At 25.3% G+C, this 23,713-nt stretch carries 20 protein-coding genes and 1 other annotated feature; of the genes, 6 read left to right on the forward strand and 14 right to left on the reverse strand.

Features of this window, described 5'->3' with window-relative positions; translation table 11 throughout:
• Window positions 1–37 precede the first annotated feature (37 nt).
• The 6 genes from ACYUE0_RS04210 to ACYUE0_RS04235 all read right to left on the reverse strand — a co-directional run bounded on the left by ACYUE0_RS04210 (window position 38) and on the right by ACYUE0_RS04235 (window position 7,092).
• A complete protein-coding gene (locus ACYUE0_RS04210) occupies window positions 38–388 on the reverse strand; it encodes a hypothetical protein (RefSeq protein ID WP_061995983.1) in 351 nt (116 codons plus the stop codon).
• Window positions 389–456: 68 nt separating this feature from the next.
• A complete protein-coding gene (locus tag ACYUE0_RS04215) occupies window positions 457–2,190 on the reverse strand; it encodes a diguanylate cyclase (protein WP_460269598.1) in 1,734 nt (577 codons plus the stop codon).
• A gap of 1 nt (window position 2,191) precedes the next feature.
• The gene (locus tag ACYUE0_RS04220; protein ID WP_460269599.1) at window positions 2,192–3,880 is read right to left on the reverse strand and encodes an EAL domain-containing protein; all 1,689 of its coding nucleotides are present in this window, start codon (window positions 3,878–3,880) and stop codon (window positions 2,192–2,194) included.
• 156 nt (window positions 3,881–4,036) lie between these two features.
• Window positions 4,037–4,837, reverse strand: a complete 801-nt coding sequence (locus ACYUE0_RS04225) for a nitroreductase family protein (RefSeq protein ID WP_061995980.1) — start codon at window positions 4,835–4,837, stop codon at window positions 4,037–4,039.
• Window positions 4,838–5,120: 283 nt separating this feature from the next.
• Window positions 5,121–5,654 (reverse strand): phosphatase PAP2 family protein, encoded by a 534-nt coding sequence (locus ACYUE0_RS04230; protein WP_061995979.1) that lies wholly within the window; start codon window positions 5,652–5,654, stop codon window positions 5,121–5,123.
• Between the two features lie 112 nt (window positions 5,655–5,766).
• Window positions 5,767–7,092, reverse strand: a complete 1,326-nt coding sequence (locus ACYUE0_RS04235) for an SH3 domain-containing protein (protein WP_460269600.1) — start codon at window positions 7,090–7,092, stop codon at window positions 5,767–5,769.
• A 235-nt stretch (window positions 7,093–7,327) separates the two neighbouring features.
• Window positions 7,328–7,536: a binding site (T-box leader), on the forward strand.
• Window positions 7,537–7,686: 150 nt separating this feature from the next.
• Here ACYUE0_RS04235 and thrS point away from each other — a divergent pair.
• Together thrS and ACYUE0_RS04245 are read left to right on the forward strand one after the other, a co-directional pair.
• Window positions 7,687–9,624 carry a threonine--tRNA ligase gene (gene thrS / locus ACYUE0_RS04240; protein ID WP_199869621.1) on the forward strand — a complete coding sequence of 646 codons (1,938 nt, stop codon included), beginning with the start codon at window positions 7,687–7,689 and terminating at the stop codon, window positions 9,622–9,624.
• A gap of 309 nt (window positions 9,625–9,933) precedes the next feature.
• A complete protein-coding gene (locus ACYUE0_RS04245) occupies window positions 9,934–11,361 on the forward strand; it encodes a Sapep family Mn(2+)-dependent dipeptidase (RefSeq protein ID WP_460269601.1) in 1,428 nt (475 codons plus the stop codon).
• A 139-nt stretch (window positions 11,362–11,500) separates the two neighbouring features.
• Here the strand turns inward: ACYUE0_RS04245 and ACYUE0_RS04250 are convergent, their stop codons facing one another.
• The 6 genes from ACYUE0_RS04250 to ACYUE0_RS04275 form a co-directional block, all read right to left on the reverse strand.
• A complete protein-coding gene (locus ACYUE0_RS04250) occupies window positions 11,501–12,787 on the reverse strand; it encodes an L-cysteine desulfidase family protein (RefSeq protein WP_460269602.1) in 1,287 nt (428 codons plus the stop codon).
• 357 nt (window positions 12,788–13,144) lie between these two features.
• The gene (locus ACYUE0_RS04255) at window positions 13,145–13,714 is read right to left on the reverse strand and encodes a 5-formyltetrahydrofolate cyclo-ligase (RefSeq protein ID WP_460269603.1); all 570 of its coding nucleotides are present in this window, start codon (window positions 13,712–13,714) and stop codon (window positions 13,145–13,147) included.
• 119 nt (window positions 13,715–13,833) lie between these two features.
• Window positions 13,834–14,799, reverse strand: coding sequence for a C39 family peptidase (locus tag ACYUE0_RS04260; protein ID WP_460269604.1), 966 nt, complete (start codon window positions 14,797–14,799; stop codon window positions 13,834–13,836).
• Window positions 14,800–15,061: 262 nt separating this feature from the next.
• Window positions 15,062–15,751 (reverse strand): M48 family metallopeptidase, encoded by a 690-nt coding sequence (locus ACYUE0_RS04265; RefSeq protein WP_061996380.1) that lies wholly within the window; start codon window positions 15,749–15,751, stop codon window positions 15,062–15,064.
• Window positions 15,752–15,989: 238 nt separating this feature from the next.
• Window positions 15,990–16,601, reverse strand: coding sequence for a DUF3793 family protein (locus tag ACYUE0_RS04270; RefSeq protein WP_061996381.1), 612 nt, complete (start codon window positions 16,599–16,601; stop codon window positions 15,990–15,992).
• Window positions 16,602–16,695: 94 nt separating this feature from the next.
• Window positions 16,696–17,118 (reverse strand): flavodoxin, encoded by a 423-nt coding sequence (locus ACYUE0_RS04275; protein ID WP_199869627.1) that lies wholly within the window; start codon window positions 17,116–17,118, stop codon window positions 16,696–16,698.
• 333 nt (window positions 17,119–17,451) lie between these two features.
• Between ACYUE0_RS04275 and ACYUE0_RS04280 the strand changes: the two genes are divergently transcribed.
• From ACYUE0_RS04280 to ACYUE0_RS04290, 3 genes are all read left to right on the forward strand, one after another.
• Window positions 17,452–18,321 (forward strand): hypothetical protein, encoded by an 870-nt coding sequence (locus tag ACYUE0_RS04280; protein WP_199869628.1) that lies wholly within the window; start codon window positions 17,452–17,454, stop codon window positions 18,319–18,321.
• Window positions 18,322–18,496: 175 nt separating this feature from the next.
• Window positions 18,497–18,985 carry a hypothetical protein gene (locus tag ACYUE0_RS04285; RefSeq protein WP_460269605.1) on the forward strand — a complete coding sequence of 163 codons (489 nt, stop codon included), beginning with the start codon at window positions 18,497–18,499 and terminating at the stop codon, window positions 18,983–18,985.
• 567 nt (window positions 18,986–19,552) lie between these two features.
• The gene (locus tag ACYUE0_RS04290; RefSeq protein ID WP_460269606.1) at window positions 19,553–20,545 is read left to right on the forward strand and encodes a choloylglycine hydrolase family protein; all 993 of its coding nucleotides are present in this window, start codon (window positions 19,553–19,555) and stop codon (window positions 20,543–20,545) included.
• Between the two features lie 246 nt (window positions 20,546–20,791).
• Here the strand turns inward: ACYUE0_RS04290 and ACYUE0_RS04295 are convergent, their stop codons facing one another.
• Window positions 20,792–20,959, reverse strand: coding sequence for a hypothetical protein (locus ACYUE0_RS04295; protein ID WP_157450925.1), 168 nt, complete (start codon window positions 20,957–20,959; stop codon window positions 20,792–20,794).
• A gap of 156 nt (window positions 20,960–21,115) precedes the next feature.
• Between ACYUE0_RS04295 and ACYUE0_RS04300 the strand changes: the two genes are divergently transcribed.
• A complete protein-coding gene (locus tag ACYUE0_RS04300) occupies window positions 21,116–22,600 on the forward strand; it encodes a polysaccharide deacetylase family protein (RefSeq protein ID WP_460269607.1) in 1,485 nt (494 codons plus the stop codon).
• Window positions 22,601–22,640: 40 nt separating this feature from the next.
• Here the strand turns inward: ACYUE0_RS04300 and ACYUE0_RS04305 are convergent, their stop codons facing one another.
• Window positions 22,641–23,471: an Mrp/NBP35 family ATP-binding protein gene (locus tag ACYUE0_RS04305; RefSeq protein ID WP_460269608.1), complete on the reverse strand. Its 831-nt coding sequence runs from the start codon at window positions 23,469–23,471 to the stop codon at window positions 22,641–22,643.
• Window positions 23,472–23,713: the final 242 nt, after the last annotated feature.

The following is a 23,713-nucleotide window of genomic DNA, read 5'->3' on the forward strand; positions in this document are numbered from 1 at the left end:
TAACGCTTAATAGTGATTTACCTATGTATTTATTAAATTACTTCTTTGTTAATTGAATTTTCATGGCGCTTGATTGTGGTGGAATTGACTTAGTCATAGCTGGGCTTAACTCAACGTATACAGTATCACCTTTATCAAAGACAATTTTATTTAGTTCTTTTTCACATGGTTTTAATATTTTTGTATCTTCGCTTACTATAACTACTACTGTTTCTTTATAGACTTCACAGCCCTTCAGATATCCTTCAACTAATAATCTTGTATAACTTCCTTCTTGTTTAACTTCCTGTACTTCACCTATTAAAATAGTTTTAGGAACTTTTCCGCTTACTGGAACTGTTATTAATAACATCATCATAGTAAATAATAAAACTTTTTTTATTTTCATTTTTTTACCCTCCTATAAATTCTTTTATTAATAACTTTTGTTTTTTATAAGAAATTATACTAATATAATTATTTTTCATATATAACTACATTTTTTCCACTATTTTTCCCTTTATATAACAATTCATCAGCTAGTAATATTGTATCCGTGACACTTTTTTTTCCATCATATTTAGCAGCCCCTATTGTAACTGTTATCTCAACATTTTCTTTCCAGCTATATTCTTCTATTTCTTTTCTTATTTTTTCTAATGGACTTATATCCATTAAATTTTTCTTTTCTACTATTATTAAAAACTCTTCTCCACCATATCTCACTAAAATATCTTTTTTGTTTAATATTTTTTTTATAACCTTCACCAATTCAATTAAAATGTAATCTCCAAATAAATGTCCATAGGAATCATTTATTTTTTTGTAATCATCTATATCTAAAATAGCTATAATACATTGTTTTTTATTTTCATCATAAATACTTACTATATTATTAAAATATTCTCTATTATAAGCTCCCGTTAAAGGATCTTTGTTTATCTTTTCTTTTAAAATTAAATTTACCTTTTCCCTTTTTTTATTTCTACTATATAGTACAGATATTAATAATGTGAGTATTAGTATTATTGTAGTTAATATAAAAAATATTAACCCTACCTGTAAATTATATATAAATTTTTTATTATTATTTATTTCTCTATATTTATCCTTATGAATTTTTTCTATAATTTCAATTACAATACCATTTTCATTATCATTACTATTTTCATCTAAAAGTTCACCATTACGACGCCAATAAAGCTCTTGTTCTTTTTCCCCTTTAATTTCATATATTTTTATAAGTCTATTTACTATATCTTTTGACATTTTTAAAACAGATTTTTCTTTCAAGTTATTATAAGCCTTATAATAATAATTTAATGCTTTGTCATAATCACTTTTATTATAATATAAATTTCCATAAGCGTTGTTTATTTTTCCTACCTCAATTAAATCTATAGAATCATTCAGACTATTTTCTATAATCTTTAAATTTTTTTCTGCTTCATCAAATTTTTTTAATTCTATTTGGGAATATACTAAATTTAGTAATAGTTGATTTCTAAAATCAACATCATATTCATTTTTTAATTCTAGGTATTTATCATAAGCTTTAGCGAAGTACTTTTCAGCTTCTTGAAAATTTTTATTATAATAATTATAAAAGGCTAAACTTGTATATATGTCATACCTATCTATTTTGTTTTCCTTTTCTAATTCTTGTCCTACATTATAATATTCTTTAGCATGTTCTGGCGCGTTTAATTGTTGTATTAGCGTAGCCATAAGATAATTTACAGCTACCCTATCTTCTTTATATTTCTCCCTTTTATCTTTTAATTGTATTTTATTTAATACTTCTAAAGATTCATAAGCATAATAACTAGACATTTTAAATTCTTCTTTTGCTGAAGTCATATTAGAGGCCATACCATATAAATCTACTAATTCTTCATAATATTTTTCTTGTATTAAATAATATTTTGCAATATCAACATATTTTAATGCATCATCATAATTTAATTCTAATCTATTTAAATAAACAAGACTAAAATAAATCTTTGCTTGAAGCTTATCATTTTTTTTTGTAGATTTTTCATCTAACATTTTTTCACAATAATCAATCATTTTAGCAACATCATAATTGTTTGTTTTTCCAATTTGATCAATAAAATTTTCTACATTTTCCATAGCTATTACATTAATTTTTTTTAAAAATATTACTAAAAGAAAACTTATAAAGAAAACTTTTAACCTTCGAAATTTCATACTATCTCCTCATATAGTTTCTTATCCATTGTATATATTCATCTTCTTTTAATGGTTTTGAAAAATAATATCCTTGTATTAAATTAAATCCTAAATCTTTAAACAATTTGTATTGATACTCAGTCTCTACCCCTTCAATTACTGTATCTGTTTTTAAAAGCTTTGCCATAAATATTACAGACTCTAATACTTTTAATTGACGGTCACTATATATTATATCTATAAAGTCTTTGGGAATTTTTAATTCATTAAATGGAACTTGTGCTATTCTATTTAATGATGAATATTCTGTTCCAAAATCATCTATTGAAATTTTGAACCCTAATTTTTTTAATTGATTAATATTATCTAATACCAATTTGTTATGATTTAAATCTATATTTTCTAATATTTCTATTATTATATTTTCTTTTTTTACACCGGTCTCTATTATGATATCATTTACTATATTAACTATGTCTTCTTCTTGTAATGTTTTTACTGAAAAATTTACAGAACAGGTATTATATATATTCAATCCTTCTAATTTTTTTTCAAATTCACAGGCTTTTTTCAAAATACATAAATCTACTTTGTGTATTTTACCGATTTCTTCAGCTAATTTTATAAATATATTAGGAAATATTAATCCTTTATGTTTATGATTCCATCTAGCTAAAGCTTCAAATCCTTTAACATTTTCTGTTATAGCACAGATTTTGGGTTGAAATACAACTGCAATTTCACCATTTTCTATAGCATTATCTAAATCTTTTTCTAAATCTTTAATATTGGAGTATTTTTCCTTTAACTCTTGCGAATACTCTACAGGATTATTTAGTTTATTTTCTTTTCCATAATACATAGCTAGTTCGCTATTATTTATTATAGTCTCAAAATCTTCATCTTCATTTATTGCATATCCTACATTTAATTCAAAAATTAACTCAATTTTTTCATCATTACAACAAACACTTTTATTCAAACATAATTCATCTAACACATTTTTTATATAATTACTGTCTGTTGTATCAATAGCATATAAAAATTTATCACTATTATACCTACAATACGCTTTTTTTACATTTTCATATGTATTTAATTTTTTTAATGAATTAGCAACCTGTATTAAAATCTCATTTCCTACTCCATGTCCATAAACATCATTTATATCTTTTAATTTTTTTACATTTATAAAAAATATAGTGTAAGGCTTATTCCATGAAAAAATTATTTTTTCAAAAACATTAAAATTATATATATTAGTTAAATTGTCTTTTTTATAAATTAAATCTAACTTCTTAGAAAGCAGTTTGTTTTTTTTTCTTATATGAACATTTCTTGAAATGATAAAAAAAATTATAATAGTACTAACGTATATATTTAGATTTAGATATTTTGTATAAAATTTACTTAAAATAAGATATATTATTGAAAATAACGCAAACCTTACAGTTGAAAGTATTATTAAAAGCTTATTGTTTTTATATGTATTCTTTTTATTTATATTATTTTCATGACAACAATATAAATATATTATAAAAAGTAATATTACATAAGATATATATTGAATTGTTTTTATGTGAAAAGTTTTTAAAGTTGCATTAGAATCTCCACATATATTATATAAATTTAGATATGTTAAACACCTAGTTAAAAACATAATGAAAAGTAAAGCAATTATTTTAATATACTTCTTTTGATTTCTCACATCTACTTACTCCCTCATTTTTAAAACTTCTTAATATTTTATATTTCGCCATTTTTATTAGATTACTTTATATGATTCACACAATTTTAAAATTCTGCCATAATCAAAAAACCTAAGCTGCCATTTCATAAGGCAGCTTTTTTTATATATTGTTTATTATATTTTAAAATTTATTACAGCTATGACATCTTCACATTCGGACAATATAATTTTAGGTTCTATATTATTAACCCCTAAAGAAACTATAATATGAAAAATAGCTGTTCCTATATCCATTCTTTTTCCTCTTATAAGTTTTTTAGATTTCACAATATCTCTATCCCTTTTAATCTTTATACCATTTTCTAATATTTCGAATCTCCAAGGTTGTCTATTTAATAATGATGGCGCTAGTCTTGCTGCATTTATTGCATCAAGAACTTGTCTTGATTTTATTTCACTTAATTTTTTATTTATTATTAAAGTTTCTAGAGAATTTCTTTCTCTTTTACTTGTATTTTCTTTTTTATTCTCATATCCAAATAAAATTATTGAATATATATTTTCACTTTTTTTTATACTACAATTTTCAACTACACTAGTTCTTTTAAAATTACCGCTAATCCAGCAAGTTCCTATACCTTTTGAAGTGCAATTTAAAATTATATATTCACCTAAATACCCTATATAATCTTCTATGAAATTTTTATGTTTATCTCCTATTAATGTAAAATACCCGTTACAATTTTTAATTTTCCCATATGCTCCAATTATATCATTACAAATATCTCTATTTCTATTTTTCTCAAAAACCACTTCTACCTTTATTCCACAACTTAAACTATTTATATAATTCTCCAAATATAAAATAAATTTTTCATCCTCATAATCTAATTTTAAATCCTCATAAATTCTTATAGATTTTCTATTATAAATAGCATTGTTAAATTTTTCATAGTCAATATCTAAATCTAACATATCCCTCACCTCCCCCTGTACTCTTTAATATTTCTATTAACTCTAATAATGTATATATTTAAAATTCTTACAAAACAAGAAAAAATATCATCTATTCACTAATCAGATAGATTAGATATTTAAAATATTCCTTTTATTATATATTATTTACTATTTTGAAATTTGTTCTTAATACACAGTCTCCTGAATTTTTTATTTTTGCAATATATTTTTATTTTCAATTAAATTTTAAATTTTCATATTATAAAAAGCCACTGATTATTATTTAGCCAGTGACTTTAAATTAATATATTAAAATATTTTTATAGGTTATAAGAACTATAACTGCACTTAAAATTCCAATTATCATTCCAACAAAAACATCTGTTGGATAATGTACATATAGATATATTCTTGAAAACCCTATCATAAAAGCCAATAAAAGTGATGCTAGCTTTAAATATGGAAATGTTATAAAAAGTACAGTTGCTATAGCAAAAGATGATGATGTATGTCCTGATGGAAAAGAGTATGATTTAGGTATTGTAACTAAAGGATTTTCTCTTGGATATCTAATTATAGGTCTTACTCTCTCAACTATATTTTTTATTATACCTTCAGTTAATAAAACGCTTAATGCTAAAGACATTAAACATAACACACCTAAATTTCTATATTTGGGTTTAACTATTAATAGGGCTGATATTATAATCCAAATTAACCCTCCATCGCCCAGATGAGTAATAAAAGGCATAACTTTATCCAAAATAGGATTTTTTAGTTTATAATAAATAAAATCTATTATATTTTTATCTATGGAGTGTATTTTTTCTCTCATTTTTATCTCCTAACGTTTTTCAAATTTTTACTAATTAAGCGTATTGTTTTAATATGAATTATATCAAAATTTTTTTTATATTTCTATAAATCATATATTTTTATAAGCCATTCTATATAAAAATTTTCGATGCTATTAAGGCATTAATATAATTTTGTCCTGAAGTTGTATATGCTATACTCATCGGAGTTAATGTTACACCGTTAGCCTTAATATATTTTAAATCTCCAGTTTTTGTTTTACATATGGAAGATACATAAAATCCTATTGTGTCATGAATAACATAATATTCCTCATTATATTTTCCTAAATAAATCATCACATGTCCTTTCATATATAGTATACTCCCTGGGTGTAGCCAATCTAAAAATTTTTTCTTCTGATTCATTTGTAAATCATTCATTTTCTTTACAATGCCTAAGTTTTCATCTGATTGCTTCGAAGTATTTCTTGGGATATATATTCCCATAGTTTTTAACACATCTAATACTAAACTTGAGCAATCCCTTGAAAAAAAATCTCCTCCCCAACCATATCTTTCACCTAAAAACTTGAAACTTTGTTTTATTATATTTTCTTCAGTATAATATAAAAATCCGATATTTACATCAGCACATCTAGGTATTAATGTTTTTACAAGTTCTAAATTTCCATCTTTTTCATTTCTTACAGGCAAATAAATTACATAGCTCGCTAAAACATCCATATCATCTACTTCATTTGGTATAGAATTCTTTTCTACAAGCCTTAATTTGACACCCATATCTATAGGAATTAACGCTGTTCTTTTCTCTATTGGATTATAATTTGTATAAATTCTTCTACCTGTCACAATCAAAAAATCCTTAGATTTTGCGTATTCTTCTATATCCTTTTTGCTCCCAATTGCTAAATATTTTTTTCTAACCCACCCTTTGCAATTATAACTTTGAATAAAATACCACTCTTTATCATAACTTTCATGAAATACTAATACAGGTTCACATATATTTATTGCTGACTCTATTAACCTATCTATGATGTACTCTTCTTCATTATCAAATAATTTATCATCTGTAGGATAAGATTTTACAATAGTCCTATAAGTTATCATTCCATATTTAACTACTGAATTGTACAATATTTTATCAATATCCAAATTTGTTTCTAATTTTTTTATATCCTCTTCCTTTAATTTTAAACCATCCTTATACATTTCTTTTTTTATAGGAACACTTATAGATAAAATTATATCTTTCACTTCATTTTTAGTGTATTGAATCTTAAGGTCAAATACATCCTTTATATGACTACCTGACATACTTTTATTGTTAAAACTTTCAATTTTGTCATAACACCCTATTATTCTAGATGATGTCTCACTATGCCTTATCCAAAAGTCAGGATTTAGCATTTCATAAGTTATTTCTGGAATAGTTGAATTAAAATATTTTTCCATGCAACCTTCCCCCCTTCTTTCTATTTTCTTACTTTACTATACACTTACAATATATTATATTTTTATACATTACTGGTTATACTTATAAAACAAATACTTATTAAATCTCTTTACTTAGTAACCTATTAGGATATATAATAATATATAAATAGTAATATACTATTTATATATTTCTAACATATTTTTTCTTTATTAATATTGACATAATATTTTTTAATGTTATAATATTAAAAAGTTTAATACTATGACGAGGACAGTAGACTATCGATACATTTTCAGAGAAAGAATACATTAGCTGAAAGTATTCTTAAATGGAATTTAGTTGAAAACCACCTCTGAGTGACTCTAATAAAGTCCGGTAGACTCCGTTACAAGTCTAGTAATAAAGTGGTCTATTTTTATAGGCAAATTGGGTGGAACCACGGGTTTATACTCGTCCCTTTCTTTTTTAAGAAAGGGACGAGTTTTTTTATTTAAAATCAATAAATTATAAATAAATTTATTTCTACATAATAATAAAATCGAAAATTATTTTATTACTTAACAAAATAAGTCATTATTTTGTATCATTAATTGAATTAGGAGGAATTTAGTATGATAAAAATTAGTTTAAAAGATGGATCTATAAAAGAATTTGAAAATGAATTATCTGTTTTAGATATAGCTAAAAATATTTCAGAAGGATTAGCAAGGGTTGCTTGTGCAGCAACTATTAACGGCGAAGTAGTTGATTTGCGTCATATAGTTGATAAAGATTGTGAACTTAATATATTAACTTTCGATTCTCAAGAAGGTAAAGATGCATTTAGACACACTGCTTCTCACATATTAGCTCAAGCTGTAAAGAAATTAAATCCTTCTGCAAAACTTGCAATAGGGCCTTCTATAGATAATGGTTTTTATTATGATTTTGATGTTGAAAAGCCATTTACTTTTGAAGATTTAGAAAAAATTGAAGCTGAAATGAAAAAAATCGTTAAAGAAAACTTACAAATTGAAAGATTTGAACTTCCAAGGGATGAAGCTATAAAGCTAATGGAGGAATCTGGAGAAATTTATAAAGTAGAATTAATTAAAGACCTTCCTGAAAACGAGGTTATATCATTCTACAAACAAGGTGATTTTGTTGATTTATGTGCAGGACCACACCTTCTATCAACAAAACCAGTTAAAGCATTTAAACTTACTAAAATTGCAGGAGCTTACTGGAGAGGCGATGAAAAAAATAAAATGCTTTCTCGTATATACGGAACTGCATTTACTAAAAAATCAGACTTAGACGCTCACATTGAGGCACTTGAAGAGGCTAAAAAAAGAGATCACAATAAACTTGGTAGAGAATTAGAATTATTTACAACTTCCGAACCGGTTGGCCAAGGTCTTCCTATTTTATTACCAAAAGGATCTAGAGTTGTACAATTACTTCAAAGATTTGTTGAAGATGAAGAACAAAAAAGAGGTTATTTATTAACAAAAACTCCTTTAATGGCTAAAAGTGATTTATATAAAATTTCTGGACATTGGGATCATTACAAAGATGGTATGTTTGTTTTAGGCGATGAAGAAAAAGATGATGAAGTATTTGCTCTTCGTCCTATGACTTGCCCATTCCAATTCATGGCTTATAAAGCTAAAAAGAGAAGTTATAGAGACTTACCTTTAAGATACAACGAAACTTCTACTTTATTTAGAAATGAGTCATCTGGAGAAATGCATGGTCTTATCCGTGTAAGACAATTCACAATTTCTGAAGGACATTTAGCTGTAAGGCCTGACCAATTAGAAGATGAGTTCAGAGGAGTTGTCGATTTAATTAACTATATGTTAGATACTTTAGGAATTAGAGAAGATATAACTTATAGATTCTCTAAATGGGATCCAAACAACAAGGCTAAATATATAGATAAGCCAAAAGAATGGGAAGAAACTCAGGATAAGATGAGACAAATCCTTGATAATCTTCAATTAGATTATACTGAAGCTGAGGGTGAAGCAGCATTCTATGGTCCTAAGCTAGACCTTCAAATAAAAAATGTTCACGGAAAAGAAGATACTATAATAACTGTCCAAATTGATTTCTCATTAGCTGAAAGATTTGGAATGACTTATATAGATAAAGATGGTAAAGAAAAACATCCTTATATTATTCATAGAACTTCTATTGGATGTTACGAAAGAACATTAGCTATGCTTATAGAAAAATATGCTGGAGCATTCCCAACTTGGCTTGCACCAATTCAAGTTAAAGTTCTTCCAATCTCAGAAAAATATCATGATTATGCTGAAGAAGTTACTAAAGAACTTGAAAGAAATGGCTTAAGAGTTGAAACTGATTATAGAGCTGAAAAAATAGGATATAAAATTAGAGAAGCTCGTAATGAAAGAGTTCCATATATTCTAGTTGTAGGTGAAAAAGAAGCTGAAAATAAAGAAGTAGCCATCAGAAGTAGAAAAAATGGTGACGAAGGTGCTATAGCATTAAAGTCATTTATTGAAAGAATTACTGTAGAAGTAGAAAATAAAGAAAAGTAATTATTAAAGCAACACTTAGCAGTGTTGCTTTTTTCTGCATTAAATTACAATACAATGTTATAATTCAATTGAAATAGTTAATAAAATTTAAATTTAATTAACTCTTTCTAAACTTTTTTAAATTTAGTTTAAATTTTTGTTTCATTTTAAAGTATACAGTAGATAAATCATCTTTTTAAGAGGTTCTTTTAAATATTCTATTGTAATAGCACTTTGCAGAATTGCCTGTTTATTGTAGTAAATTTAAAATAGTGATAAAATTTATCATATACAAATCTAGAAAAAATAAATATATTTTGGGAGGCGCTTATGAATAATATTGAAATACAAAACATAAATAAATTTTTACAAGATAATAAAGAAAATATAATCAATGATATAAGAGACCTAGTTGCTATACCTAGTGTTTCTGAAAACTTACCCAAAGTTAAAGAATGTTTAAAAACAGTTATATGCAAAGCTGAAAAAATGGGTTTTAAAGCATATACAGTTTTAGATGACTCAATCGGTATTGTTGAAATGGGTGACGGAACTGAAACTATAGGAATATTAACTCATATAGATGTAGTTCCTGCTGATGATTTAGACAAATGGAATAGTAATCCATTTGAAATGGTTGAAAAAGACGGAGTTTTATTTGGTCGTGGAGTTTTAGATGATAAAGGTTGTATAGTTTCTTCATTATATGCTATGGATGCTATAAGAAAACTTAACTTACCTATTAACAAGAAAGTTCAACTTATAATAGGTACTCAAGAAGAAGTTGAGTGGGTTGATATGAATGAATATATAGAAAAGTATCCTTTACCAGATTACGGATTTACTCCTGATGGACAATTTCCTATTTGTAATAAAGAAAAAGGATATGCTGATGTAGCATTTAAATTTACTTCTTGCACTTGTTGCACTGGAGATTTTGAAATTACAAAACTTCAAAGTGGTAATGCTACTAACTCTGTTCCAGGGGTTGCTACTGCAATATTAAAAGGTGATCTAAATAAATTTAAAGATTCATTAAATAAATATTTAGCTTTAAATAAAGATGCTAAAATAACATTTTCTGAAGATGGATCGGTTATAAAAGTTGTTGCTGAAGGTGTTTCAGGTCACTCTGCATTCCCACATTTAAGCATAAATCCTATAGTTATGTTAGGTAAATTCCTTAATACATTAAGCATTGTTTCTAATTCTCAAGGAAATGCAATTAAATTTATAGCTGAAAATTGTTATGATTATTTCGGAAAAGGCTTAGGAGTTTATAGCGAAAGTGAATATTTAGACGGCGAATATATGCATAGAAATGTAATATCTCCAACAGTAGTTAAAGAAGATGATTCTCATTGCACAGTTATTTTAAATATGAGACCTGTATATGGTACAACACTGGAAGGATTAAAAGAAGTATTTACTAAAATATCAAATGAGACTAAATCTACATTTGAAGTATTAGATTTCTTAGCTCCTATATTTGTTAGCAAAGAAAAGCCATTTCTTCAAATAATGGAAAATACTTATAATGAATTAAGTGGTTTAAAAAATGATTTTACACTTGGACATGGAACTTCTTATGCAAAAGCTATGCCTAACACTGTTGCATGGGGACCAGTTTTCTATGATGAAGATGAATGTTGTCATGTAGCTAATGAATTTATATCACTTGAAAAATTATTTAAAGCCACTGAAATATATTCTGTAGCATTAGGTAGAATGCTTGAAGAAACTAAACCATTAATATAAGGAAATAAACATAAATATTAACTTATTTATGAATCTTTTGATTTTTTAAAATTGATGATATACAATTCATTATAACTCACTAAATCTTTTAGATTCATATATAATTTTTATAAATAAAAAGGGCATTAAGCCCTTTTTATTATTTACAAATCATTATATCTAAAATTACGTTATCACAATTTGTCATTCCACTATTAGCTAATGTAGCTAAGTTTCTTATTGATTGATCTGCCTCTTTACTTACTATTCCATCTTTATCAGAAATCTCGATACCATGTGTAGCAAGTATAGCTGATTTTACTGACGAACCAACTGCTGTTGATAATTTTAATGCACAACCTGGTTTTGCTCCATCACAAATCATTCCAGATACATCACCTATCATATTTTTAATTGTATAACATACGTTTTCTAATTTTCCACCCATCATATATGTCATAGCTGCACTAGCTCCAATTGAAGCTGCTACACCACATCCACAAAGTGCTGAAAGTCTTCCTAGATGGCTTTTTATGTAATAAGTTATTAAGTGACTTATAGCTAATCCTCTTGCTAAAGTTTCATCACTAGCATTTATTTTTTTACTAACAGCTACTACTGGTAATATTGCTGTTAATCCTTGATTTCCACTTCCTGCACTACTCATAACTGGTAATGGACATCCAGACATTCTAGCATCTGATCCTGCTGCTGTGAATGCCATTGTAAATGACATTATATCATCACTTAACATTCCTTCTTCAATTTGACCCATTAAAGTCTTTCCTATTTTAAGACCATATTCATGCTTTAGTCCTTCTTCTGCAACTTTACTATTCATAGCTGCTCCATCTAGTAAGAATTTTATATCTTCAAATGGAACTGTTGTAGCATACTCATAAATTTTAGCTACTGAAAAAGTTAATTTTTTCTTGTCTTCTTTTCCATCTTCTTTTGGAGCTTCTAGTGTTTCTTCATTTGAATAAACTATTTCTCCATTAACTTGTATTAAAGTTATATTTGTATGTTTATATTTTATAACAACCTTAGCTGTTTCTTCTCCACTTGTACAAATTGCTTCAATGTATAGTTTTTCTGTTCTATCTGCTTTTTTTACAGAAACTTTATTATCTTGAACCATTTGTTTTGCTTTTGCTACATCTTCTTGTGTACAATCTCTTAAAACTTCTAATTTTAAATCTGCATTACCAGCAACTGCCCCTAAAGCTGCTGCAATATCTATTCCATTTGCCCCTGTTCCTGGAATTCCAACTGACATTGCGTTTTTAATTATATTTGTACTTAAATATAATTCTATTTTCTCTACATCATTTTTTAAACAGCTTGCTGCTTTTGCTGTTGCAATAGCTATTGCTATTGGTTCTGTACATCCTAAAGCCGGTACAACTTCAATTTTTAATAATTCTGTTATTTCGTTATAATTCATATTCTTTCCCCCTACATTATGTAGATTTTATTTTTTGAAAATTCATTACATTTATAAGTTTTTGATTTATTCTAATATAGTAAATATAATAAATTTTCCATTAAAGATTTTGTTCGCTAATTTGATATTCTTTACAAACTTATTTAATCAAAAAAACAAAATAAATACAAGTGAAATTCAGGTATTTTATACAAGATATATTAGCATTAGAATTCATTTTTCGTCATTTTTCTCACTCAATCTTAGGTATATTTACTTTTTTCTAACTTTTTCAACTTGATTATATTTTAGTAATTAACACAAAATTATAATTTAAAATATTATATGCAATATTTCAATTATATTTTTTTAGCTGTACTAAACTATTTTTAATATTCTTTTATCTGTTAATATTACATTAGGTTTTACATCATGAACCTCATTTGGAATTTTGTTTAAAATCTGGAAATCATACGCAAGAGCTATTTTAAATTTGTTGTCACTTAAATCATTTAAAAATTTATCATAAAATCCTCCACCATATCCAATTCTCCCCCCATTTAAATCAAAAACTGCTCCAGGCATTACAATTAATTCTATATCATTCTTATCTATTTCTTCAGCAGTATCATCACATTCTAATATTCCTTTATATCCTATTTTTAACTGTGAAAATGAATTTATTTTGAAAGCTCCCATATCACCATTTGCATTTTTCACTTTGGGAATAAAGACTTTTTTATTATTATCAAAACAATATTTTATAATTTTATGGGTATCAACTTCACTTTTGTAACTTACAAATATAAATATATTTTTGCATTCTTTAAATTTTTTATGTGTTATAAATTTTTCAAATATTTGATTGTCATAAATCTTTTTAGTTTCTTCACTTATGCCATCTCTTAATTTCAAAATTTCTTTTCTTAATTCTTTTTTATTTAACATTTTAACTCCCCCTAAAAAATAAGCTTATTATAATTTTTTACATTAAAATTGCAATTTTAACTTTTTTCAAAATAAAAATAACGCAATAATTATTGACGTTATTTTTATTTTAAAATTTTTTATTCACAAGTTATAGCTTTTCTACCTGTATTTGTCCAAATTTTCAAAAATCTATCCTTTTCTATTTTATCATTTACTTTTCCTGTAAGCGGATCATTATAATATAAATACTCAGAATCGTATCCTGTTAACAACACTGCATGTTGATTAAAATACGCTGTTACAGTTTCCCCATTATTTTTCCACGATGTATTAATCTGAGGACTTGTAAAATCACTTGTAACCCACACTACAACCGGTCTGTTTTCTGATAATGATTTTTCAATATAGGAATAATCTAAATTTGTTAAGTTAATACCTTTAACATACTGATTTACTAAATCCAATAAAGGTATTGGATTTACAGAATATCCTGAAGAAACGCCTGTTATATCCCCTACAAAACCTATATCTGGATTTCCCCATTTGATTATATTCCCATTTTCATCATACTCTATTTTAGTATTATCTTTTTTCACCTTTTCTGCTAATGTCATTTTATCAACCTTTATGCCAGAATGATTTAACATCATAGCTACTGATGTTACCTCACAACCATTTTTTAATTCTGGAAGTTGTTTTATAATTCCTACATTCATAACATTACTTTTTAAATTAGAACTTTTTTCTTTCTTATTAATAAGTTTTTCTTCTGTTTCTTTTTTTTCCTTATCTCTTTTCTTTTCTTCAAGTTCTTTTAATGCTCTTTTCTTTTCTTCTAATTTTTTCTTTCGTTCTTCTTCCTTCTTTATTTTTTTCTCTTCCTTTTGCTTTTCTCTTTCTATCTTCTCTTTTTCAAAATTAGTTAAATAATCATCTCCTATATTAGAGTTTATCTTTATGTTTTTTATATGAGTTTCATATGCCGATACCTGGCTACTAAATCTAATATAGGTGTACAAAGAAATTGATAAAATTATTATAGATAAAGCACAAGTGATTATAGAAAAATTTCTTTTTTTCTTTTTCTTTCTATTCTGCTTCAACAATATCCTCCTCACTCATAACTTTAAGTACCTTAACTTATTTTATAATTTATGGGGTTCCAAGTTGACTTTTTAAATTATTCATTTCGAAATTTGGATATCCAAAATAGTGACACATTATCTGAATCACTTAAAATTCAACACTACATTTTGTATAAAAATATTTTTAAAGCTACTGAATAAATTTAAATTGGAGCTTGTTTCCCTATATACTTTTATATACGTAATAAATTTAAGTTAGTTAATAATCTTATTTTATAATTTAAAACAATTCTAACTTATATCCATTATCTTTAAGCCATAGCTCTTTTTCTTTATAATTGGGCATAATTTCTCTTACATAACACCAATATTTAGCAGAATGATTTTTATGAACAGTATGACATAGTTCATGTATAACTATATAATCAATGACATCTAACGGTGCCATTATACATTTCCAGTTGAATATTAAATCATTATTATATGTACAGCTTGCCCATCGTCTCTTTTGAGTTCTCACTTTTACTGACCCATAACTTAACTTTAACCTTTCTGAATGAATTTTAACCCTTTCTTCTATTAAATCTAAAGCTAATTTTCTATAAAATTTTTCTATCATATATTTTGTCTTATTTAAATCTTTACAATTTAAGATTATTTCTTTTTCTTCTATTCTTAAGTTGTTTTTTCCTTTTTTATCTAATATAATTTTCAATGTGTATAATTCTCCTAAATAAGGATATTTTTCTCCATCAACTCCATATTTTACTTCTCTATCTAACATACGTTGCCTATTTCTTTTAATTTTACCCTCTATCCAATTTAATTTTTTTTCTACTACTTCATAAATTGTTTTATCTGAAATACCATTTGGTACTAAAATTTTAATTTTATTATCTTCTTGTATCCTTATACATATACTTTTTCTTTCTCTATATATTATTTCTATATCTAATTCATCTATTTTCATAAAAAACCCTACCCTAATATTTTCTTTATTTTTATTTATTTGATTATACCTTAATTCATTATTATAGCATAAACTACTTTCTATTAAAAAAGATACCCATAGCTATTTTGCTATGGGTATCAATTTAAAACTGCACTTTAAAAATATTATATATTATTATAAGAAGGATTTGGATGTTATTGACTTATTTTGAGTTTTGAATTTATAATATTAGTAAAATATTCTTAAGATTTATATCTTAAGCTATTCCATCTAATATTTCTGTTAAAGACAAACCACTACAAACTTTATTTATTATTTCAAGCTTTGCTGCATCAAAATCTTCAAAAGTTTTCATAGCATAATGTTCATCTTTATACACTTTCCAATATCCGCATATTAAACATTCACTGTGTGGACTCTCTATGAATATTTTTACATCATCTAGTGGAAATCCTAAGAATAACCCTAGTTCATGCGGACAAGCATTTTTCTCATATCTTTTTTTTAATAAGGTTAATTTTTCATATAGGGTCATTTCTGACTTATACCCAAATTTTTTTAAATAAGTTTTTACTAGTTCATTTTCTAGTTTATTCTTTAGTAATTCTTCTTTATAAAAAAGTACTACTACCGCATCTTCCGTTTCTTTTAATTCGAAAGCTTTAAGTTTTAATCTTTCAAGCAATTCTTCTTTATAGTTTTTCCAATTATTTTTCATATTTTTATCATGATTACAAAGGGTAACTGTAGTTCCTGCCTTTAATTCTTTTATTGTAGGTGCTGCATTTAATACTATAACATTAACCATATATTCTACATCATCAAATTCTTTAATTTTATTTCTAAAATCCTTAATAGCTATATCCACTAGTACTCGCTCCTTTAATGTCATAATAAAAATAGTTTTATTTATTTGTTATATTTCAAAACCATAAAATATTTTTATAGTTTTAATATCACATTTATACTAATTTTTTTCCTAACTCAATACATTCTTCCTCACCTTTTGAGTCTGGTTCAGAATTTATAATTAAACCTTCATCTATTAAATTAGCACCATAACTTTCCATTCGCTCTACCCAATCTCTCATCCATTGGCCATCACCCCATCCAAAAGAGCCAAATAGAGCTATTTTTTTGCCTCCTACTTTATCCTTTATAGATTCTATAAAAGGCTCCATTTCACACTCTTCTAAAACTTCACTTCCCATAGACGGACATCCTAATGCTATAGTATGAAATTTTTCTATATCTTCTATAGTTGCCTCACTAACATTTTTTATTAAAACCTTAGATCCACTTTCCATAACACCTTGACCAATTAAGTTCGCCATTTTTTCTGTGTTACCTGTACCACTCCAATACACTATTAATATGTCTTTCATAAAACTCTCTCCTCACCATTTCTAATTGATAATGATTTTCATTACTAACTTGTCTTTATTATATCCTTACCTTTTTTACTTGTCAACAGTTTAATTGAAAATAATTATCATTTATTTAAGTGATATATTTCTTAGTACTATTTTTAATAAGAAAGACATATAATTTATTGATATATTTTGTATATTCTTAAAACTTAATATAAATTTAATACTATTTATATTATCCCATAAAAATTTTTTTTAATTCTTTTATATTTTAATTTATTAATACTTGATAGAAATAAATTTATTTCTATATTTCAAACTCCAAAAATTAGGAAAGGAGCTGTTATAATGAAATATTCTTTTAAAGATGTTTTCTTATCTATTTTATACAAAAATAATAATGAACAAATTCTTTCTTTATTGCGAAGTCACAATAAAATTCTTGAAAAAACTAAATATGAGTCTATAACTAAATTAAATAGATTAAAATATATATGTCTTAATTCTAATAATTTAGATGAGATTTTTTCTAATGACTTAACATCTTTACGCTTAGATAACTCAATTGATGATAGCTTATTGGAAGATATTCATATTGCAAATATTAATTATCCATCAGATGATAAAATTATAGAACAGTTATTTATTAGTAATAAGCTTATACAATGCATTGATAAAAACTGTATAATTTTCAATAAATATATTAATATAATTAAAGATTTAAAAAAATTTACAAAAGAAGCTAATATAGATACTACTATATTAACTAGTCCCTTTTTTCAATTTTCTAAGGATAAAAAGGGTTATCCCATGGCATTTATATGCCCTATTGATAAAAATTACTTTATAACTGGAAACTATAATTTTAAAATTTATGGTTTTTTTGGGAAATACGAAGATTTGTCGAAAAAAGGCGGTTACATGGAGCTTAATTTGAAGTATAATGAAATTATACCATCTTCCTTAGAGGTAAAAAATTTTTATTTAGGTAATAATACTAATTCAGAGTTTGGAAATAAAGCCCTTATATACCTTATAGATAAACTTATTCCTGAGTTTAATAATTTATTTAAAAATACTAATAATAATATTAAGCTTAAAGATAATTTTAAAACTAAGGTTATTTATGGTTCTAATACGAAAAAATCCAATTTAGAATTTTATAAAAAAAATGGTTTTACATTAAAGGAAGATAAATTTTATTTAAACCTATATTAAGACATATAAAATAGATATCTTATATTATTAAAAATATAAATCTATAGTAGTTAAATATATTTTTTAATACACCGTATTTAGAAATATATTTATACATTTAATAATTTAAGTTCTAGTTTAATTAATGATGCCACATTCATGTCTAATAGGTATCTTCAAATAGGTGGTGTATATTATGACAAAATCTACTTTATTTATAAATATCGAATCTAATGCTTCCCAACTAAATAATGCGATTAATTATTTGTGTGATATTCTAGAAAACAATCTAAAAATTCCTTTAAATAATAAATTTAAAATTATTTCAACACTTACTGATTCTATATCAGCTCTTTTTCTAATTAATAAGGAGATTTCAACTAGATTTAAATCTAGATTCATAGAATCCCCCCTATTACTTAAATTAGAAAAAGATATTGATTATATAAAAACTTTATATCCATCATCTTTTAAACCTTTTATTAAAACCTATTCTTTAGAAGGCAGTTACTGTGGTGTATCAGTATCAATAACTACTAGATTAAGAAATTATTTGATAGAAGTTTTAAATAATAATGAATCTGAAAGTTTATGCGAAAAATATTGCATTTTATTAGAAAAGTATTTGACCCATCTTTATAACTATATCATTTTCATTTTTACAGATGATTTAGTCTTAATGTAAATAAAAATATGGTATATTAGCAATTATCTATATAATTCTTTAAACTATAGTTAAACAAAAACTAAGTAAAAGTACAATCAATATATATGGGATTGTGCTTTTATTTAGTTTCATTTTAAATTTATTTAAAATCACATTGATTATTTATGGAGTTATAAATTAAGTCCTAAATTTATACATCAAATTTTTGTTATTAGTTGAGAAAAATAAGTGCAAATATATTTAGTTAAGAACCACAACTGTTCACTATTCACTCTTAACTTTTAACTAAAATAATTTGTTAGTTATTGATAAAATATTAATTTGAGTTTTCTCATTTTATAAATGAATAACTTTGAAATTTAACTTGGATACCCCAAATAGTGAGACATGCTCAGAATCACTTAGAATTTAACACTGCATCTTGTATGAAAATATTTTAAGGTTATTGAATAAATTTAAGTTGGAGCTTGTTTCCCTATATATGTGTACAAAATCAAAATAAAACAAAGTATAATACATTTAATAGGAACGTATACTACATTTAATAATATGTTATTGTCAATAAAATGTAGGAGGAATACAATTATGTGCACAAGTTTAACCTTTAAAACACAAGATGGAAATCATTTTTTAGCAAGGACTATGGATTTTTCACTTATATTAAATCCCAATGCAATTATGTATCCTAGAAAATATAAATGGAAACTATACCAGGATAAACAATCCATAGAAGTTAACTTTGCTTTTTTAGGAATAGGTCAAAAATTCGACGGAAATTATTGTGCTTTTGCAGATGGAACTAATGAAAAAGGTTTTTCATGTGCTTCTCTATACTTTCCCGGATATGCAATTTACTCTGACAAAGAATCAACTTCTTTATTAAATATTGCACCTTATGAAGTAGTACCTTACTTATTAAGTAAATGTGAAACTGTAAAGGATGCTATAAAAGAAATAAAAAAAGTAAACTTAATGAACGTGACCTTAGAAGAAATGCAATTATTACCACCACTTCACTGGATTGTTGCTGATAAAACTGGTAATTGCATAGTTATTGAGCCAACAGAAAATGGTTTAGTAATTAAAGAAAATCCTATTGGAGTTATGACAAACAGTCCTGAATTTAATTGGCATATGACTAATTTAAGAAATTATGTTGGCATTAACCCATTAAAAAAGAAAGAAGTTACTTTAGGCAATGTTACATTTAAACCACTTTCTCAAGATTCTGGTACATTAGGATTACCTGGAGACTTTACATCACCATCTAGATTCGTTAAAACAGTATTTGCAAAATATGCAAGTACTGATTGTAAAGATGAAATAGAAGGCATTACAAATATTTTTCATATACTTGAAGGAGTAACCATCCCTAAAGGTAATGTTATTACAGAATATAATAAAATTGACTATACACAATATACCTCTTGTTTTAATTTAGATAAAGGAATACTCTATTATAAAACATATGATAATTCACAACTAATAGCAGTTTCATTATGTAATGAAAATTTAGATAGTAATGATATTAAGTCTTGGAATATGACATTTAAACAAAACATTAAGTTTTCTAATTAATTAATTGATTCATTCAATTAATCATTTTTAATAGATAATATAGGGTTTAAAACCACCAATAAAACAAATAGTTTTTATTGGTGATTTTTATATTGATAATTTACAAATAAATAAATCAACTTAAGCCAACTATTGAAAATTTTATTTAAATAATAAAAATAGTGATAATAAGAATTTTACCTATCATCACTATTTATAGATATCTTTATTAAATATTGACTTATGTTAGTAAGTTATTTTTTAACTTTATTTCATTGATTTTTTTATATTCTTAATCATTATAGACATATCTTTTCCCATCTCCATAGAGAATTTTTTTATTTCTCTTTTAGTTTTAGCAGTTAATTTTTTCATTTTTTTCATATTAGGCATATTATTCATTCTACTTTTTCTACTTCTTCTTATCTTTTTCATTTTTATTCCTCCTAAAGTTTATTTTATATAACTAGTTTGCTCATTTTTTCAAATAAGAAACTAGTAAATTTTACTTATAATATAATTTTTATGTATCATAATAAAAAATGATTCATATTATATTAATGTATTAATATATCTAGGAGTGTTTAATTAATGTATGTTAGATATCCATATGAGAATAAATTTAAAGATTTAGATGATGGATTAAATTTGGAAGAAGCTAATTCTGATTTTTTTGTAACAGACAGACAAATCCCAAGACCACCTATAAATTTTCCAGGATTTAATCCTAATCAACCGCCTATAAATAATCCTAGTCAAAACAGTGGTCAACCATCTACACCACCACCTAATTTTACTCCACAAAAATCTAATTTTAAAAGTGGGGCACAAACTAAAGCAGTATCTCCAAACTCTATAAGACCTTGTATTTTTCAATTTGTTTATATTTGGCCACGTAATGGAAATGGATTTTGGGCTTGGTTAATAGGTGTTGATAGAACTTCTGCTTTTGGGTTTAGATGGAATGGACGAAGATGGGTTTATTTTGGAATTGGTCTAAATAGAATAGATTCCTTTGAATGTCACGGTCGTTCATCTGAAGAAAACATATCTATTGATAATTCATTAAAGGATGAATTAGTTTTAAAACCACTTGATTTAGATTGTTATGATTTTTCTAGAGAATCTAACAAAAAAAATTATGACCAACCAGTAGGTCCTCCACCTAATTTTACACCTAAAAAAGCAAATCTTAATGAAAAGCAAAATAAATCAGTATCTTCTAGCTCATTAAGACCATGCTTATATCAATATGTATATTTATGGCTTTACAATGGAAATTCATTTTGGGCTTGGCTAACTAGAATTGATAAAAAAACAGCCTCTGGATACCGTTGGAAAAATGGTCGTTGGGTTTATTTTGGTATAGACTTAAATAGAATTGCTTATTTTGAATGCTTTCATAGGGAAACTAAAAACAATACTGGAACTAATATGACTTATGTTGAAAGTATAAATCAAATTTCTGACTTTATTTATGATAAAAAAATAGCACCAAATTCTTTTTCAATAATATATCCTTTCTTTAAAGGATTATCAAGTAAATCAGCTGAAGATTCTATAAACAATCTTATAGTTGATAAATATATGTCACTTATAAGACAAGAACTTTTTGTAGAAAAGAAAGTTGTGTATATGGATATTTATGGATCATATTCATTATCACTTCAAGTAGAAAATATAGCAAGTTTTATATTTTATCTTTACTCTTATGGATTTAATAATGAAGAAAGTATATCCTATGCTTCTTTAACTGTTAATTATGAAACTGGTAATTTAGTTGGATTAAAGGATTTATTTAATCTTAAATCAAACTATATTGAAAAGCTAAATAGCTTATCAATAGCCTTTCTTGGAAAACAAAATCCTGAAAAAGCTAAATTATTTAAAGGTATAACAGAAAATCAAGAATTTTTCCTAACACCTAATTCCTTAGTTTTATATAACAGAAATGAGACTAATGATTCTACTCCAGATTATTTATCCGTTGATTTTATATTTATTCCATATAGTGATATAACCGATTTACTAACAGAAAAAGGTCCAATAAAAAAAATTATGGATTCTAATAAATAGAAAATAAGAGAACAAATTTTAAAAATTTGTTCTCTTATTTTTATTTGCAAAACTTTTCTATTTCATCTGTTATTTCATTTAAAGTTTCTTCCACTTTATCACCGTATTGTGTTACTTCACCATCAGATATTTTAGCTAAATCTAAAGTCATAGGCATTTCACCTAATAATTTAGTATGCATTCTATCTATGTACTCTTTAAAATCTTCATCTTTAAAGATTTTTATTTTAGTATTACAATCAGGACAAACTAAATAACTCATATTTTGTATTACACCTAAAACTTCAACATTCATTTTACGTGCCATATTTATTGATTTTGCTACTATCATAGAAACCATATCTTGAGGTGTTGTAACAACAACTACTCCATTTATTGGAATTGATTGCATAACAGTTAATGGTACATCCCCAGTTCCTGGAGGCATATCTATTATAAGATAATCTAATTCTCCCCAATAAACATCTGTCCAGAATTGTTTAACTGTAGCTGATACTGCTGGACCTCTTAAAATTACTGGCGACTCTTCATCATTTATTAAAAAGTTAATCGACATAACTTTTATATCTTCTTTTGATGTTACTGGTAATATACCTTGTTCTGATCCCAAAACTTCTGTTTCCTTTATATTTAAAAGTCTTGGAATACTTGGACCAGTAATATCTGCATCTAATACACCTACAGAATAACCTTTTTTTCTTAATGTTTTTGCTATCATAGTAGACATTGTAGATTTACCTACTCCACCTTTTCCACTCATAACAGCAATAACTTTTTTAACTTTATTATTAACATTATTTTCTATAGAACAACTTCCTTTTTCAGAAGTACATTTGCCTTTACTTGGACATGTATCGCAATTTGAAGACATATTATCCCCTCCTTATAATAACTCTCAATTTAACTTTATCATAATTTTATTAATAAATAAAATTTCATACCTAATAATCTAAGACTATATTACTTTTTAATCTTTAAATAATTTCCATCTACTAAAAATTACTTAATCTATCTAATTTTTTTAATTTTCTATTGAATAATTGATACATTTTTTACAATATAATTAAATATATATCTATTTTTATTGAAAACTAATATAAACTTATCTATAAT

Source organism: Clostridium sp. CTA-19, from assembly GCF_054767855.1.

Bases quoted from the DNA above. Each gene is read 5' to 3' on its own strand.
- ACYUE0_RS04275 (WP_199869627.1), bottom strand. From the start codon at position 17,118: ATGAAAGACATATTAATAGTGTATTGGAGTGGTACAGGTAACACAGAA.
- ACYUE0_RS04280 (WP_199869628.1), top strand. From the start codon at position 17,452: ATGAAATATTCTTTTAAAGATGTTTTCTTATCTATTTTATACAAAAAT.
- ACYUE0_RS04245 (WP_460269601.1), top strand. From the start codon at position 9,934: ATGAATAATATTGAAATACAAAACATAAATAAATTTTTACAAGATAAT.
- ACYUE0_RS04225 (WP_061995980.1), bottom strand. From the start codon at position 4,837: ATGTTAGATTTAGATATTGACTATGAAAAATTTAACAATGCTATTTAT.
- ACYUE0_RS04215 (WP_460269598.1), bottom strand. From the start codon at position 2,190: ATGAAATTTCGAAGGTTAAAAGTTTTCTTTATAAGTTTTCTTTTAGTA.
- ACYUE0_RS04255 (WP_460269603.1), bottom strand. From the start codon at position 13,714: ATGTTAAATAAAAAAGAATTAAGAAAAGAAATTTTGAAATTAAGAGAT.
- ACYUE0_RS04230 (WP_061995979.1), bottom strand. From the start codon at position 5,654: ATGAGAGAAAAAATACACTCCATAGATAAAAATATAATAGATTTTATT.
- ACYUE0_RS04210 (WP_061995983.1), bottom strand. From the start codon at position 388: ATGAAAATAAAAAAAGTTTTATTATTTACTATGATGATGTTATTAATA.
- thrS (WP_199869621.1), top strand. From the start codon at position 7,687: ATGATAAAAATTAGTTTAAAAGATGGATCTATAAAAGAATTTGAAAAT.
- ACYUE0_RS04250 (WP_460269602.1), bottom strand. From the start codon at position 12,787: ATGAATTATAACGAAATAACAGAATTATTAAAAATTGAAGTTGTACCG.
- ACYUE0_RS04295 (WP_157450925.1), bottom strand. From the start codon at position 20,959: ATGAAAAAGATAAGAAGAAGTAGAAAAAGTAGAATGAATAATATGCCT.
- ACYUE0_RS04300 (WP_460269607.1), top strand. From the start codon at position 21,116: ATGTATGTTAGATATCCATATGAGAATAAATTTAAAGATTTAGATGAT.
- ACYUE0_RS04305 (WP_460269608.1), bottom strand. From the start codon at position 23,471: ATGTCTTCAAATTGCGATACATGTCCAAGTAAAGGCAAATGTACTTCT.
- ACYUE0_RS04285 (WP_460269605.1), top strand. From the start codon at position 18,497: ATGACAAAATCTACTTTATTTATAAATATCGAATCTAATGCTTCCCAA.
- ACYUE0_RS04235 (WP_460269600.1), bottom strand. From the start codon at position 7,092: ATGGAAAAATATTTTAATTCAACTATTCCAGAAATAACTTATGAAATG.
- ACYUE0_RS04265 (WP_061996380.1), bottom strand. From the start codon at position 15,751: ATGAAAATAGATGAATTAGATATAGAAATAATATATAGAGAAAGAAAA.
- ACYUE0_RS04290 (WP_460269606.1), top strand. From the start codon at position 19,553: ATGTGCACAAGTTTAACCTTTAAAACACAAGATGGAAATCATTTTTTA.